Here is a 12,972-nt window from a genome sequence, read left to right on the forward strand (position 1 = left end):
CACACATCGCGGTCGCTTCCCATCCCGCGCCACGTCGTCAGACAATGTGAGCCCGTCTGCCGAAAACACAAGAGTATTTTAGCCGGGGTGCCGATACGCCGCGTTCATCCAAACAAGCGACCGTGCGAAATGTTTCGCACGATCGCCATCTACATCAGGAAAACAGGCTCTTACGAAAACAGAATGGAGGAAAGCTTGCGCCGCGCCGCGATCGTGGCGGGATCCTTGGCGCCCCATACCTCGAAGAACTCCAGGAGCTGGCGGCGCGCGCCGTCATCGTCGTAGCTGCGGTCCTTGCGCATGACGGTCAGAAGATGCTCGGCCGCCTCTTCGCGCTTGCCTTCGACATTGCGGATCTTGGCGAGCTTGATGCGCTGTTCGTGATTGTCGGGATTGGCCGCCAGTTCCTGCTCGATCGCCACGGGATCGCCGAGCTTGCGGGCCTCGTCGATCTGGTCGAGCTTCTTCACCACGGCCTGGATGCCTGCATCGTTGGCGAGCGTTTCCGGCAGGTCGGCAAGCGCTTCGCGGGCGCGCTGGCTCTGGCCGGCGGCAATCATGCATTCCGCCATGCCGGCAAGCGCCTTGGCATTTTCGGGATCCGCCTGCAGCACCGCGCCGAAGAGCTCGGCGGCACCATTGACATCACCGGCGGCAAGCAGGCCGCTCGCCTCTTCCAGAACAGCGGCAATCTCGGCCGCCTGATCGTCGGCGCCGCCTGCCGGACCGCCGAGACGATCGATGAACTGGCGAACCTGGCTTTCGGGAACCGCCCCCATGAAGCCGTCGGCAGGACGGCCATCGACGAAAGCGATAACGGCCGGGATCGACTGGATGCCGAGCTGACCGGCGATCGAGGGATGATCGTCGATGTTCATCTTGACCAGCTTGACCCGTCCCTGGGCCTCGGTGACGACCTTTTCGAGAACCGGCGTCAGCTGCTTGCAGGGGCCACACCAGGGCGCCCAGAAATCGACCAGCACCGGCTGACGGCGCGATTCTTCGATAACATCCTTGGCGAAGTTGGCAGTCGTCGTGTCCTTGATCGGCGAAGCGCCACCGGCTGACGGCGCGCCGCCGTAGGATGCCGAGGCCGACATCTGCCCGCCGAAGGAAGCGTTATAGGGATTGTTCGAACCGCTCATAAGTGTCTCCCGCCTGCCGGCATCCTTGATCTTGTGAGGAGCATGATTCCCAAACGAACCGATAAAGTTCGCCGGACAGCACGCCGAATGGAATGGTCAAAGCACGCGGACAGCCCGAAGAGAAGCCGCCTGCCATATCTTAGCGCTAAAATCGTACGTTAGCTCGTCACTTTCAAGACTAGCGGCGCATGACCCGTCGCCTCCATGAAGCGCAGGAGATCGCCGCTGGCAATCGATGTCGTCGCATCGTTCGACAGGGGATGGCAATTGACGGTGTCATGCGCCATCAAATCGGCATCGAGGACGAAGGTGACATTGTTGCCCGCGTCGTTGATCGCACCAAACGCCGTGACGGATCCCGGAATGACGCCGAGATACTCCATCAGCTTTTCCGGCTTGCCGAAGGACACCTTGCTGGCCGCGCCAATCAGCGTGTGGACGGTCTTCAGATCGACGGTCGCGTTTTCCTCGACGGTCAGCAGGAAGAAATTGTCCTTTTTGTCCTTCAGGAACAGGTTCTTCGTGTGCCCGCCGGGGATCTCGTCACGCAACGACACCGATTCGGCGACGGTGAAGACCGGAGCGTGATCCTTGGTGGTATGGGCAATGCCGAGCCCATCCAGGAATCGGAAAAGATCGTCGCGGGTTTTCGGAGTGGTCTCGGTCATGACGTCTCGCAATCAAAAATGGTTCGCCCCTGATACGTCGCCCACAATTTCATTGCAATCTTCGAGACGACAAAGCCCGGCGTTTCCGGGCTTTCCGAGAGCTTATGGAAAGAAGATGCATTTTTTCTTCGCGAACTCGTCATTTCCCTGTTGCATTTGAAAAATGGTTAGGCCATATAGCGCCCGTCGCCGCAAGACGACGCCCAGCGGTCCAACACACTACCCCGGATCGCGACGGGAATGAGCGGGTGTAGCTCAGGGGTAGAGCACAACCTTGCCAAGGTTGGGGTCGAGGGTTCGAATCCCTTCGCCCGCTCCAATTTTCCAGATTTTTCCTCCGAAGAGAAAAAGTCACGGCTCAGGCCGAGGCTGATGTTATGCCGAAAAGGCAAGTTTCCGTAGTCCCGTTTCCTTTCCTTGCATCTATGCCTTGCCCACGCGCGAAGGGTCTCAAATCAGTCTCATTTGACGCTCAGATCTGCGCATCGGATAGACCGGACGAAACGCGGTAGCTGCTCGCATGAAAAGCATGAAAACAAAGATTTCCCTGCTGATTGCGATGCTGTCGCTTCTACCCGTTCCCGCATTTGCCCATCCGCATATCTTCATCGATGCCAAGTTCGAGGTCGTCTCGGCGCCCGATGGCTCGATCAGCGAGCTACGCAACGTCTGGAGCTTCGACGAGGTGTTCACCTCCTCCGTGCTCATGGATTACGGCAAGAGCGGCGACCAGGCTTTGAGCGCGAGCGAGCTCAAAGCCGTGGGAAAGACGGTCAGGGATTCCTTGGCGCAATATGGTTACTACACGAACGTCACCAGCAACGGCAAAGCGGTTCCGATGGCCAAACCGGACGCGGTTGAGGCCAATTACAAGGATGGTTCGCTGACGCTGACCTTTTCGCTGAAGCCGGAGCAGAAGACCTTCCTCAAGGGCACCACCATTTTCGGCATCTACGACAAGACGCTCTATACGGCGGTCGATTTCGCCACCGACAACGATTTGACCACGTCGGGGCAGGCTTTAGGCCGCTGCAAGCGTAAGGTCATCAGGCCCAACCCCAAGGAAGTCATGGCGGAAAACCAGGCCGCGCTGACCAGCATGTTCTTCAGCGACCCCAAGGGCACGGACTACTCACTGCTGGTCGCGACGCGGCTCGAAGTCCAGTGCTGATCCTGCAAGGGGCAGCCTCCCTCATTTGAAAGGCGGACCATCGTCTTCGGCAGGCCCCTTGCCGCCTGCGGCAGGTGATATATAGCGGCGGGCGATGATCCAGCAGGCGAGCGCCCAGGTCGCACCGGCGCACCAGCCACCGAGAACGTCGGTCGGATAATGTACACCGAGATAGACCCGGCTCGCGCCGATCATCAATGTCAGCAGGATGCCGGCTGCGACGATGAAGAAGCGCGTCGAACGATAGGTCCGCGTACCTGAGATCAGAGCGGCAAGCGTCAGATAGGTCACGGCCGATACCATCGCATGGCCGCTCGGAAAGCTCAGATCGTGAACCTCGACCAGATGTGGCACGATATCCGGACGCGCCCGCGCGACGCCGACCTTCAAGGCCGTGCTCAATGCCCATCCGCCCAGGACCGAAGCGAGGATGAAGATGGCGATGGAGCGCTGCCGGTCGAGAAGCAGATAGATCGTCACGAGCGCCGTCATCAGTGCGAGTACCGTCGTCCCGCCGAGGCTGGTAATGTCCTTGACGGCATGGGTCAGCCAACCCGGCCCGATCGGAACAGAAAGATCACCAGGCTGACGAAGCGCCAGCAGGATCGCCTCGTCGAATCCCTTCGTGCTGCCTTCGAGGACTTCTCCTGTGAGATAGATGAACAGAAGAATGCCGCCCGAAAGCGCGGCGAACATCACAAGCAGCAAGGGCTCGTAGCGGTTCAACCATCCAGGGATGCCCGATGTGCCGAATGGCCGATCCTTCATGCGCTAAAACCCGCCTTGCCTGCTCTCATATCGTTTCGTCCAGAATCGAAGCCCGATAGCGGACAAAGCCTATCTAGGAACAAAACGCGCAGCTTCCAACCGATCAAAGCCGCGATGATATATTCGGCGGCGCATGCGCTTCAGGTTCGTGAAATAAAACCTCTCTATCTTGACGGGAATTGCCGCAGGCACCGCGGCAGCCACGACAGGATGTGGCCTGCTTCGCTTTCTGCTGAAGGATGGTTCATGGGGGCGTTAGCAATACAGAAGCGTTCAGGCTGGTGGTCAGGCACCATGTCTGCTGTCAAACTTTCTACTGTTTTCCAAGCCGTGAGCTGTGCTACTAGAGCTGCAGGGGCGATCAGGCATCAGGTGTTTTCAGAGTGTTAAATGTTGGGACATCTTTTTCCGCCCGGCTGTCTGTGCTGGCCGGAACGGGGCTGCTGGCAGCGTGTATAGCCGGTATGTTTCCCACCTCATCCAAAGCGGCGGATGACACCTCTAAATCCTCATCCGATACCTGGGTTGTCACGCTTGGTGCGACGGTTGAATACGGCCCGAGCTATGAGGGATCGAAGCATTATACCTTCGGCGCCCTGCCCTCATTCGACATCCATCGTTTGGGTGAGGCGCAGGAATACAGCGCTCCGGACGATAATTTCGATTATCAGCTCTTCGATCTCGGCGGCGTCGAAATCGGCCCCGTTGTGGGGCTACGGGACGACCGCTTCGACATCAACAACCTGCACCTGCAAAGCCAGCGCAGGGTGCGCTGGAACTTCGATGCGGGCGGCTTTGCCCAATATTGGCTGATGGACAATCGGCTCCGGTTCCGCACGGAAATACGCCAGTCACTTTGGGGCGGCGATGGACTGGTGGGCGATTTCGCTCTCGACTGGTTCCAGCCGCTCGGAGACAAATGGCTCCTGTCCGCTGGCCCTCGCCTGTCGATGGCAAATTCAGTCTATATGCGCACCAACTTCGGCATCTCGGAGAGTGAAGCTGCGAGACATGGCCATATCAATGCCTTCGATGCCGGCGCCGGCGTGAAATCGGTCGGCTTCACCGTGGCGGCGACCTATACGATCTCGCCGGAATGGAGCGTGCAGGTCTATGAGAAATATAACCGCCTGGTAGGCGACGCCGCCGATAGCCCGATCACCTCGCGCTTCGGCTCACCCAACCAGAACATCATCGGCTTTACGCTCAACAGAACCTTCAACGTCAAGTTTTGAAGCGCTCTTCGCTTCATTCTCGGCGATATAGTTGCGCGTCAGCGGAATGATGTCATTTCGCTTGGCGATCTGGATCTGGAAGACGACGAGATCCTCGTAGCGGAAGGCGGCCTCCGCCGTCGAAAGATAATATTCCCACATGCGGCAGAAGCGCTCGTCATAGAGCTTGGCGGCGTCGTCCCAACGCGCCATGAAACGCTCCCGCCACGCCTCCAGCGTCTTGGCATAATGCAGCCGCAGCACCTCGACATCGGTGATGGCAAGCCCCGCCGCCTCGATCTCCGGCACGATCTCGGACAGCGCCGGAATATAGCCGCCGGGAAAGATGTATTTGTCGAGCCACGGCGTCGTGAAGCCGGGCGTCGCCGAACAGCCGATGGTGTGCAGCACCATGACGCCGTCATCCTCCAGAAGCTCAGCGCATTTGCGGAAGAAGGTGCGATAGGACGCCAGCCCGACATGCTCGAACATGCCGACGGAAACGATCCTGTCGAAGCGGCCGGTCAGGCTGCGGTAATCCCTCAGCGCGAACTGAACCTCCGCCGGTGTTCCGCCGGCTCTCTCGGCAACCCGCTTCGACGCGTATTCATGCTGCTCTTCCGACAGGGTCACGCCGAGCACGTAACCGCCCGGCGCATGTTCGGCCATATGCAGCGCGAGGCCGCCCCAGCCGCAGCCGATATCGAGGATGCTGTTGTTCGGTTCGATCAAAAGCTTGGCGGCGAGATGCCGCTTCTTGGCAATCTGCGCATCGTCAAGCGATTGATCTGCATGCTCGAAATAGGCACAGGAATATTGCCGGTCCGGATCGAGGAAGAGCTCGTAAAGCCTACCATCGAGATCGTAGTGATGCGCGACATTCGCCTTCGATCGCCCCGGTAGGTTGCGATGGCGGAAAATCCGCAGCTTCGTCCTGATATGATCGATGATGCGGGCAATGAGGGGGTGGGTACTGTTCTGCCCTTCGCGCAGCATCATCGCCACGAAATCGTAGAGCGTACCCTGCTCCACGATGAAGCGGCCATCCATGAAGAGCTCGCCAAGCCGCTTATCGGCATCGATGAGGAGCGCCCATTCGGCGCGGTCGTCGGTGAAACGGACATGGACCGGCTTGCCGGTGCCGTCGCCGAAGGTCAGCACACGGCCGCTGGCCGTGGTCACGGTCAATGCGCCGCGCGTCACGATCGAAGACAGCGCGCGCTTCACGCACCAGTCCACAACGCCGGAGAAAAGGACATTGCTCTTGCCCGTGGAGCGGTTTTCAGCTGGAGAACCGGTCATCTTCCATCCTTACCGGCGCTGCTGCGCAGCCCGTCATGCTTGACATGCCAATCGTCGCCCTCTTCCGGCGCCGCATTGGCACCGGCGATCAACCAGACCCCCAGGAGGATCAGACCGCTGCCGACCACCTGCAGGGCGACGACACGCTCGCCGAAGACGAACCAGCCTGTCGCGATGATCAGCACGTAGCTAATGCCGGAAAGCGGGAAGGCGCGGCTGAGATCGAGTTCCGCAAGCACGTTCATCCAGATGAAGAAGGTCACGATCTCGACGGCGATAGCTGCCAATATCCAGTATGAGGAGAGTGCTTGCCATAGCCAGCTTTCCGTGCGCCCAGCGTTCATCTGCTCGGCTCCGAGCTTGATGAAGAATTGGAACAGGGTATTCATTACCGGCACGGCAAGCCAGGAAAGACGCATCGGCATTACAAATCCGCCTCATCTGTCGAGAACAGCGGCGATACCAGTCGCAACAGTCCCTGAAGGAAAGGATTGCGGTGGCGGAAATACATCGCATTGGCCGTCAGCTTGCTGCCGAGCCGCACCTTGTTTTCATAATAGGCCTGACCGCTCTGGTACCGGCTCAAGCCATTATCGAGGCAATAGCGCAGATTGGTGAACCAGCTCAGGAAGTAGAGATTGTAGGGCCGGCCCTTTTCGCCATCCATGCAGAAGAACTTGTCGATCGCCACGCGCTCGTCATGGACAATCAGATTGGCGGCCATGAGCTTGTCTTCGACAAAATAGAAGGCGCAGAACGCGCGGCCGCTCATCCGGTCGAGAATGCCCTGGAAATAGGCAGGCGTCAGTTCTTCGAACTGCCATTCGCTGCGATTGCGCGTGTCATGATAGAGCGCCATGACCTCAGGCAGGAATTCGCCGAAATCCGTCCGGATCTCGACCCTGACCTGTTCGAAGGATTTCATCTTGCGGCGCATGTCCTTGCGCGTACCGGACGAAAGCCTGGCGAGATATTCGTCGACCGTCTTGAAATCGATGTCGAGCCAGGCCGTCGGAAGGCCACCGATCGTGGCATAGCCGCGCGCGGCAAACAGCGCGCCGAATTCGGCCGATGTCGGCTCGGGAATATCCTTGAGGCCGATCAGCCCGCAACACTCAGCCGCGGCGACCTGCTCGAAAAAGGACAGCATCTCGGCCAGCAAGACGCCGCGTCGCTCGCCATCGACGTCGGGATGAAAGCCGATCGCCCCCGTTTCCGTGCAGGGTGAACCCAGGCAGGCAAGGCGCAGCTTCAGGAACTTCGGAAAATAGCGCTGGACCTTGCGCATGGACCGACGCAGGAAGCCTTCCTCCAGCGTGGTATCGAGGGCATAAAGGCAGAGAAAGGCCGGCATGGCTGCGCTGACCCGTCCGCCTTCCGTGACGGTGATGTAGCGCCATTCAAACCCCTCAAGACCAGCTTCTTCGATCGCCAGCAGGCAATCATAGTCCTCGACTTGACCCGGGAAACACGCATTCCACGCATCGCGGCCGATGGCGCGGATGCTGACATGAACTTCGGCCACCGGATCGCCCGTCGGCTGCGGCGGGACTTTAAGCAGCGGCTGCGACATGACGCGCCTCGAAGAAATCGGCCGTGAAATCGGCCACCTGACGGTGCTGCCGGTCGACATGGATCATGTGATAGCTGTCCGTGATCCATTTCAGTTCGTGCGGAGCACCGATATGCTCGGAAATGTAACGGGCATGCTTCGGGCTGGCGAGATCGTCATCCTCGGCATGCAGGATCAGCGTCGGCGTCTGCATTTGCGGCAACAGGCTGCGAAGAGCCTTGCCCAGCCGGTGCATCTCGACCAGACCCTTGCCCGGGAATTTTTCCAAAACGCCTTCGCTCGCCATGCCTTCGATCAACCGGCGCATGCGCTCGTCCTTTATACCGAGCGAGGTTGTCTCGCTGAAGTTCAGCCGGTCGAGGAATGGAACGCGCGACAGCCAGCCGATCTGGGAGGCCAGCAGCGGATAGTAGAAGGGAACGTCCCAGCCGTCATAACTGAAGCAGGGAGAATAGATCGCCACCGCGCTGATGGTCTTCTTCTGCTGTTCGGCGGCCAGCATCGCCAGCTTGCCACCAACGCAGATGCCAGCCGCAAAGACTTCCTGCGTTCTGGATGCAAGAAATTCCGATGCGCTGACGACAGAGGCTAGCCAGTCTTCCCAGCTCGTTCCGCGCAGGGTCTTCGCATCGACGCCATGGCCTGCGAGCAACGGCGCATAGATGCTGTAGCCCCTGCGGTTGAGGTGACGGGCCACCAGCTTCATTTCGGCCGGCGCTCCCGTCAGACCGTGAATCAGAAGAACGCCTTTGCCGTTTGAGCCCTCCATGAAGAAGCTCAATTCGTCAGCTTTCATGAGAGAGCTCCGACGGCCGGTTTTCCTTGGCCATAAAGCCAAGAGCATGGCAGGTGCTGATCACATGCGTGCCATTCTTTTCCTGCTCGTCCTTGATCTGCTCATGCAGCGCCTGGAGTTTCGTCCAGTGGGTCCGCGGGCGATAATGGTGCTCCGCATGATAGCCGTTGCCGAACCAGAGCCAGTTGTAGAAGGATTTGTGGCTCGAGACGCCCCAGGCGATCGGCTCGTCCGGATCGCCGTTCAGATGCTCGTAATAGCCGTTCAGCGACGACAGGCAGTTGCCGATATAATAGAACGGCACGAAGAACAGCACCGCTTTCCAATCGTAGACAAGCGCGAGCGCGGCAAGTCCCAGGAAGAAGTAGAGTTCGAACCGTCCCCAGGCCGCGTCGAAGGGGCGGTTGCGGGCGATCGCCTTGTGGATGTCGCCGAGGCTGTCGCGGAAGAAGCTCAGAAACGTGTAGGACCAGACGTTTTCCGGCTGGCCGTCGCGGCCATGGCGATAGATCGACAACAGATCGACAGTGTCGCCTTTCTCATCCGGCCTGTCGCTGTTGCCTGAATGGTGGCGCATATGCACCCAATGATAATAGGTCTGCGAGAAACCGATCGCGACCGACTCCAGCAGGCTGAAACCGTAGTTCATCCAGCGCGGCTTGAAATAGGGCGTATGGATGAAATTGTGCGATATGCTGTTGATGTTCCAGGAGATCGAAACGGCGTAAAGACAGCCGAGAACGGCGGAGAGCCAAAGCGGCCGGCTTTCGAAGCCGACGATCAGATAGACATCGAAGGCGAGATGGGCGACAGCGGCCAGAACCGGTGCCAGATCCCATCGGGTGTGTGCAAAGATTTTCATAGTCCTGTAACTCCCACGCAAGCCACACCGGCGGTGACGAGGAACACGCCCGTCGCGTGGCGCAGGTTGATGTTTTCCTTGAAGATGACGGCGCCGGCGAGCACGATAACCACATAGCTTAGCGCCATCAGCGGGAAGGCGATGGTCAGGGGGACGCGCTCGAGAACGGCCGTCCAGGCGAAAAGCTCCACGGCCCAAAACAGAATGCCGAGCCAGGTGATCGGCTTGGCCAGCGCCGAAAGCAGGGCGCCTTCGCCGGCCGTTTGCTTGAAGCAAACTTCACGGGCCGTCTCCGCGAGTATGCAGAATAGGATCAGTCCGAGCATGGGAAGTGTCAGGCTGCCAGTCATTCCATGTACTCCGCCAGCACCTCAAGCAGCGCATGATTGGCTGCACTGTTGATGTTTCTCATCGTTTCGGCACCCTGGCGCATACGCGGCTGATCGATGAAGATCTCCGCGCGCTTCATGAATTGGGTCCGAAGACTGCCAGCATAACTCGGGGTCGAATAATCCCCGATGACATCGGCGCCGATGATGCGGTGACGGCTGCCGATTTCGCTGATGAGGGAGAGGAGATAGGGCAGCCGCATGCGGCCCTGATCCCAATTGGTAACGGCATCGTCGGCGGCCAGCACGTCCTTGTCGATCGTTACGTAGACCGCTTCGGTGCGAATACGGCTGAGCATGTGATCGATGAAATTTTCCTCGCCGATTTCGGCGATCGACTTCCAGTGCAGCGCACCCCGTTCCTGTCGATAGCTGGCGCCATTGCCGTAATCGGCCAGGACGCGGCTCGGCGGATGTTCGTAAGGGTAGAGTTCCAGCTTGCCGTCGCCGAGCCAGTGCAGATTGGCCCCCTTGCGCTCCGGGCTACGAAGATCATGGCTGCAGACGCCGATCGTGATGACCTTCTGGATGCTGGGATTGGCAAGTGCGCTGTTGACCCAGGAGCCGCAGTGCAGTCCGCCGTCGAACTTGACCCAATCCGGATGATTGTCGAAATGGATCAGCGTGGCCGCACTGGACTGCCGCTCGAGCGCGTCGTCAAGCAGCAGGGCGGTGATATGATGGAAATCACCGGAGCCCATGAAGCACAATTGCGGCGTCTTGCCGGTCGCAGGCCTGTTCTTGACGATCTCGCGGCTGAGATCGTCAAGCGCGCTCTGTTTGCTCCAAAGCCGAACCTGCTGGCCGGCGTTCTTGCCGAAATACTGGTACGCGCCTGCGAATTTGCACGCGCGTACGAAGTCGGGCTGCAACTCCAAAGCATCATCGAGATGAAGAAGCAGCAGTTGCACCGTCTTATCTCCGGGCCGCGCGCGTCAGAAGCTGATCGAGAAGCGCAAGCGCCAGATCGATCTCTTCGCGGGTGATGAGCAGGTTCGGAGCAAACGTGATGACGTTCTTGTGGTAGCCGCCGACGTCAAGCACGAGGCCGTAGGTCCTGCCGCCGACTTGAAGGTCGCCCTTCATGCCTTCGTCGCACATCCAGTCCAACGTCGCCTTGTCCGGCGTGTAGCTGTCGTCCTTGCAGATTTCCATGCGCAGGGCGAGACCGAGACCATCGACCTCGCCGACGGTGGCGTGGCGCTTCTGCAGCTGCTTCAGCCCGTCGAGGAAATGCGCGCCCTTTTCCATGATCGCAGCGCCGAAGTCCTGCTCCTCCAGCATCTTCATCGTTTCCAGCGCAACGGCAGTCCCCATCGGGTTGCTGGCGAAGGTCGAATGCGTGGAGCCGGGCGGGAAAATCTCCGGATTGATCATCTCTTCGCGAGCCCAGACGCCGGAGAGCGGGTTGAGGCCGTTGGTGATCGCCTTGCCGAAGATCAGCGCATCCGGCGAAACGCCGAAATGCTCGATCGACCAGAGCTTGCCGGTGCGGTAGACGCCCATCTGGATTTCGTCGACGACGAGCAGGATGCCGTGATCATCGAGCACCTTCTTCAGTTCGACGAAGAAGTTCATCGGCGGAATGACATAGCCGCCGGTGCCTTGAATCGGCTCGATGTAGAAGGCCGCATATTCGGACTTGCCGGCCTTCGGGTCCCAGACACCGTTATATTCGCTCTCGAACAAGCGGGCGAACTTCTGGACGCAATAATGTCCGTATTCTTCCTTCGACATGCCCTTCGGACCGCGGAAGTAATAGGGAAACTCAACGAACTGCGCGCGATCGCCGAAATGGCCGTAGCGGCGGCGATAGCGATAGCTCGAGGTGATCGCCGAAGCGCCGAGCGTGCGGCCGTGATAGCCGCCTTCGAAGGCGAACATCAGGCTCTTGCCGCCGGTGTAATTGCGCACGAGCTTCAGTGAATCCTCGACGGCCTGCGAGCCGCCGACGTTGAAGTGGACACGGCCCTTATGGCCGAACTTGCGCTCGGCATCCTGGGCGATCATCGCCGCAAGCTCCACCTTTTCGCGGTGCAGATATTGCGAGGCGACCTGCGGGAGACGGTCGAGCTGGCGATGCGCGGCCTCGTTCAGGCGCTCGTTGCGATAGCCGAAATTGACGGCGGAATACCACATCTGCAGATCGAGGAACGGCGTCCCGGTCCGGTCGTAGACATAGGAGCCTTCGCATTCTTCGAAGAATTTCGGCTTGTCCATATAGTGAACCGTGTCGCCATGGGAGCAATAGATCTCCTCAAGCGCGCGCAATTCCTCTTCGGAGCGGACGGACTCGGTCTCACCGCTGAAGGCTTCGGCTACATTCGTTTTCATTCAATGCCTCTCGGTCTGTTTTACGCTGTCTTGAAATGCGGCAGCGTACGGGAGCGTCGCTCGACGCTCGGGAGAACGGCTTCCATCTTTGGAAGCAGGTCGGAAAAATCTGCGAAACCGACATAGGGAATGCCGTTTTCCTCGCAGTAATCGACAAGCTTAGCCTTGGCGAAAACGAGGTCGACCTTGTCGGAAACGCAGAAGTCGCTTCGCCCGTCGCCGATGTAGACCTGAAGGTCATTGCTATCGACGACGCGGCATTTGCAGACACCGGCGCCGGATACGCAGCCGGTTGCCGTAAACGGCGGAAACAGCGAATAGGATTCGCGGCCCTGGGAAACGCTGCAGGTCAGCACATTGGCGACGATCGGCAGGCCCTCGATGCCATGACGCGCCAGAATGCGCCGGATAAAATAATCCACACCATCGCTGACGATCGTGACAGGCAATTCGCCGCGACGGCAGAAGGACAGGAAAGCCTCAAAGCCGGGATCGATCGCCAGCGTATCGAGAAACCGATCGAGCTCGCCTCTGTTTGCTTCGATGAGAGCGATCTGCCGGCGCATGCATTCGCCGGAGCCGATCTGCCCCTGCTTCCACAACTGCTCGATATCTTCCCACTCGGAACCGGCGAAACGGGTTAGCACCATATCCGTCGCGTCTTCGATGGATATGGTTCCATCAAAATCGCAAAACACCTGCATGAAATACCCCTTCGCCTTGTCTTAAGTTGCGTCTAACAACCTCAGA

The 12,972-nt window shown here is 59.2% G+C and carries 14 protein-coding genes and 1 tRNA gene; 3 read left to right on the forward strand and 12 right to left on the reverse strand.

Annotated elements, in window-relative coordinates:
- Nucleotides 1-170: 170 nt before the first annotated feature.
- Nucleotides 171-1,145 carry a thioredoxin gene (gene trxA, locus RTCIAT899_RS17205; RefSeq protein WP_015341506.1) on the reverse strand — a complete coding sequence of 325 codons (975 nt, stop codon included), beginning with the start codon at nt 1,143-1,145 and terminating at the stop codon, nt 171-173.
- A gap of 158 nt (nt 1,146-1,303) precedes the next feature.
- On the reverse strand, nt 1,304-1,813 hold the full coding sequence (locus tag RTCIAT899_RS17210) for a prolyl-tRNA synthetase associated domain-containing protein (protein WP_015341507.1): 510 nt from the start codon (nt 1,811-1,813) through the stop codon (nt 1,304-1,306).
- A 244-nt stretch (nt 1,814-2,057) separates the two neighbouring features.
- Between RTCIAT899_RS17210 and RTCIAT899_RS17215 the strand changes: the two genes are divergently transcribed.
- Nucleotides 2,058-2,132, forward strand: a tRNA-Gly gene (locus RTCIAT899_RS17215).
- A 210-nt stretch (nt 2,133-2,342) separates the two neighbouring features.
- Nucleotides 2,343-2,984 (forward strand): DUF1007 family protein, encoded by a 642-nt coding sequence (locus RTCIAT899_RS17220; RefSeq protein ID WP_015341508.1) that lies wholly within the window; start codon nt 2,343-2,345, stop codon nt 2,982-2,984.
- A 21-nt stretch (nt 2,985-3,005) separates the two neighbouring features.
- On the opposite strand, the gene RTCIAT899_RS17225 is transcribed toward RTCIAT899_RS17220, so the two are convergent.
- Complete coding sequence (locus RTCIAT899_RS17225) at nt 3,006-3,752, reverse strand: phosphatase PAP2 family protein (protein WP_015341509.1); 747 nt, start codon at nt 3,750-3,752, stop codon at nt 3,006-3,008.
- Nucleotides 3,753-4,216: 464 nt separating this feature from the next.
- Between RTCIAT899_RS17225 and RTCIAT899_RS17230 the strand changes: the two genes are divergently transcribed.
- Nucleotides 4,217-4,987, forward strand: coding sequence for a MipA/OmpV family protein (locus RTCIAT899_RS17230; RefSeq protein ID WP_135488236.1), 771 nt, complete (start codon nt 4,217-4,219; stop codon nt 4,985-4,987).
- Here RTCIAT899_RS17230 and RTCIAT899_RS17235 read toward each other — a convergent pair.
- Genes RTCIAT899_RS17235 through RTCIAT899_RS17275 form a run of 9 tightly spaced genes read right to left on the reverse strand, consistent with a single transcriptional unit; the run spans nt 4,928 to nt 12,926 of the window.
- Nucleotides 4,928-6,268 carry a cyclopropane fatty acid synthase gene (locus RTCIAT899_RS17235; protein ID WP_015341511.1) on the reverse strand — a complete coding sequence of 447 codons (1,341 nt, stop codon included), beginning with the start codon at nt 6,266-6,268 and terminating at the stop codon, nt 4,928-4,930. The genes RTCIAT899_RS17230 and RTCIAT899_RS17235 overlap by 60 nt on opposite strands.
- Nucleotides 6,265-6,693: an EamA family transporter gene (locus RTCIAT899_RS17240; RefSeq protein ID WP_015341512.1), complete on the reverse strand. Its 429-nt coding sequence runs from the start codon at nt 6,691-6,693 to the stop codon at nt 6,265-6,267. Before RTCIAT899_RS17240 ends, RTCIAT899_RS17235 begins: the two co-directional genes overlap by 4 nt.
- Entirely contained in the window at nt 6,693-7,841 is a 1,149-nt protein-coding gene (locus tag RTCIAT899_RS17245; RefSeq protein WP_015341513.1) for a GNAT family N-acetyltransferase, read from the reverse strand. Before RTCIAT899_RS17245 ends, RTCIAT899_RS17240 begins: the two co-directional genes overlap by 1 nt.
- A complete protein-coding gene (locus RTCIAT899_RS17250; RefSeq protein ID WP_015341514.1) occupies nt 7,822-8,637 on the reverse strand; it encodes an alpha/beta hydrolase in 816 nt (271 codons plus the stop codon). Before RTCIAT899_RS17250 ends, RTCIAT899_RS17245 begins: the two co-directional genes overlap by 20 nt.
- Nucleotides 8,627-9,499 carry a fatty acid desaturase family protein gene (locus tag RTCIAT899_RS17255; protein WP_015341515.1) on the reverse strand — a complete coding sequence of 291 codons (873 nt, stop codon included), beginning with the start codon at nt 9,497-9,499 and terminating at the stop codon, nt 8,627-8,629. The genes RTCIAT899_RS17250 and RTCIAT899_RS17255 overlap by 11 nt, the downstream gene beginning before the upstream one ends.
- A complete protein-coding gene (locus tag RTCIAT899_RS17260; protein ID WP_015341516.1) occupies nt 9,496-9,849 on the reverse strand; it encodes a DMT family transporter in 354 nt (117 codons plus the stop codon). The genes RTCIAT899_RS17255 and RTCIAT899_RS17260 overlap by 4 nt, the downstream gene beginning before the upstream one ends.
- Nucleotides 9,846-10,799, reverse strand: coding sequence for an arginase family protein (locus RTCIAT899_RS17265; RefSeq protein WP_015341517.1), 954 nt, complete (start codon nt 10,797-10,799; stop codon nt 9,846-9,848). Before RTCIAT899_RS17265 ends, RTCIAT899_RS17260 begins: the two co-directional genes overlap by 4 nt.
- A gap of 4 nt (nt 10,800-10,803) precedes the next feature.
- A complete protein-coding gene (locus tag RTCIAT899_RS17270) occupies nt 10,804-12,222 on the reverse strand; it encodes an aspartate aminotransferase family protein (RefSeq protein WP_015341518.1) in 1,419 nt (472 codons plus the stop codon).
- A gap of 20 nt (nt 12,223-12,242) precedes the next feature.
- On the reverse strand, nt 12,243-12,926 hold the full coding sequence (locus RTCIAT899_RS17275) for an MtnX-like HAD-IB family phosphatase (protein WP_015341519.1): 684 nt from the start codon (nt 12,924-12,926) through the stop codon (nt 12,243-12,245).
- Nucleotides 12,927-12,972: the final 46 nt, after the last annotated feature.

It is taken from the genome of Rhizobium tropici CIAT 899 (assembly GCF_000330885.1).
Taxonomy (GTDB): domain Bacteria; phylum Pseudomonadota; class Alphaproteobacteria; order Rhizobiales; family Rhizobiaceae; genus Rhizobium; species Rhizobium tropici.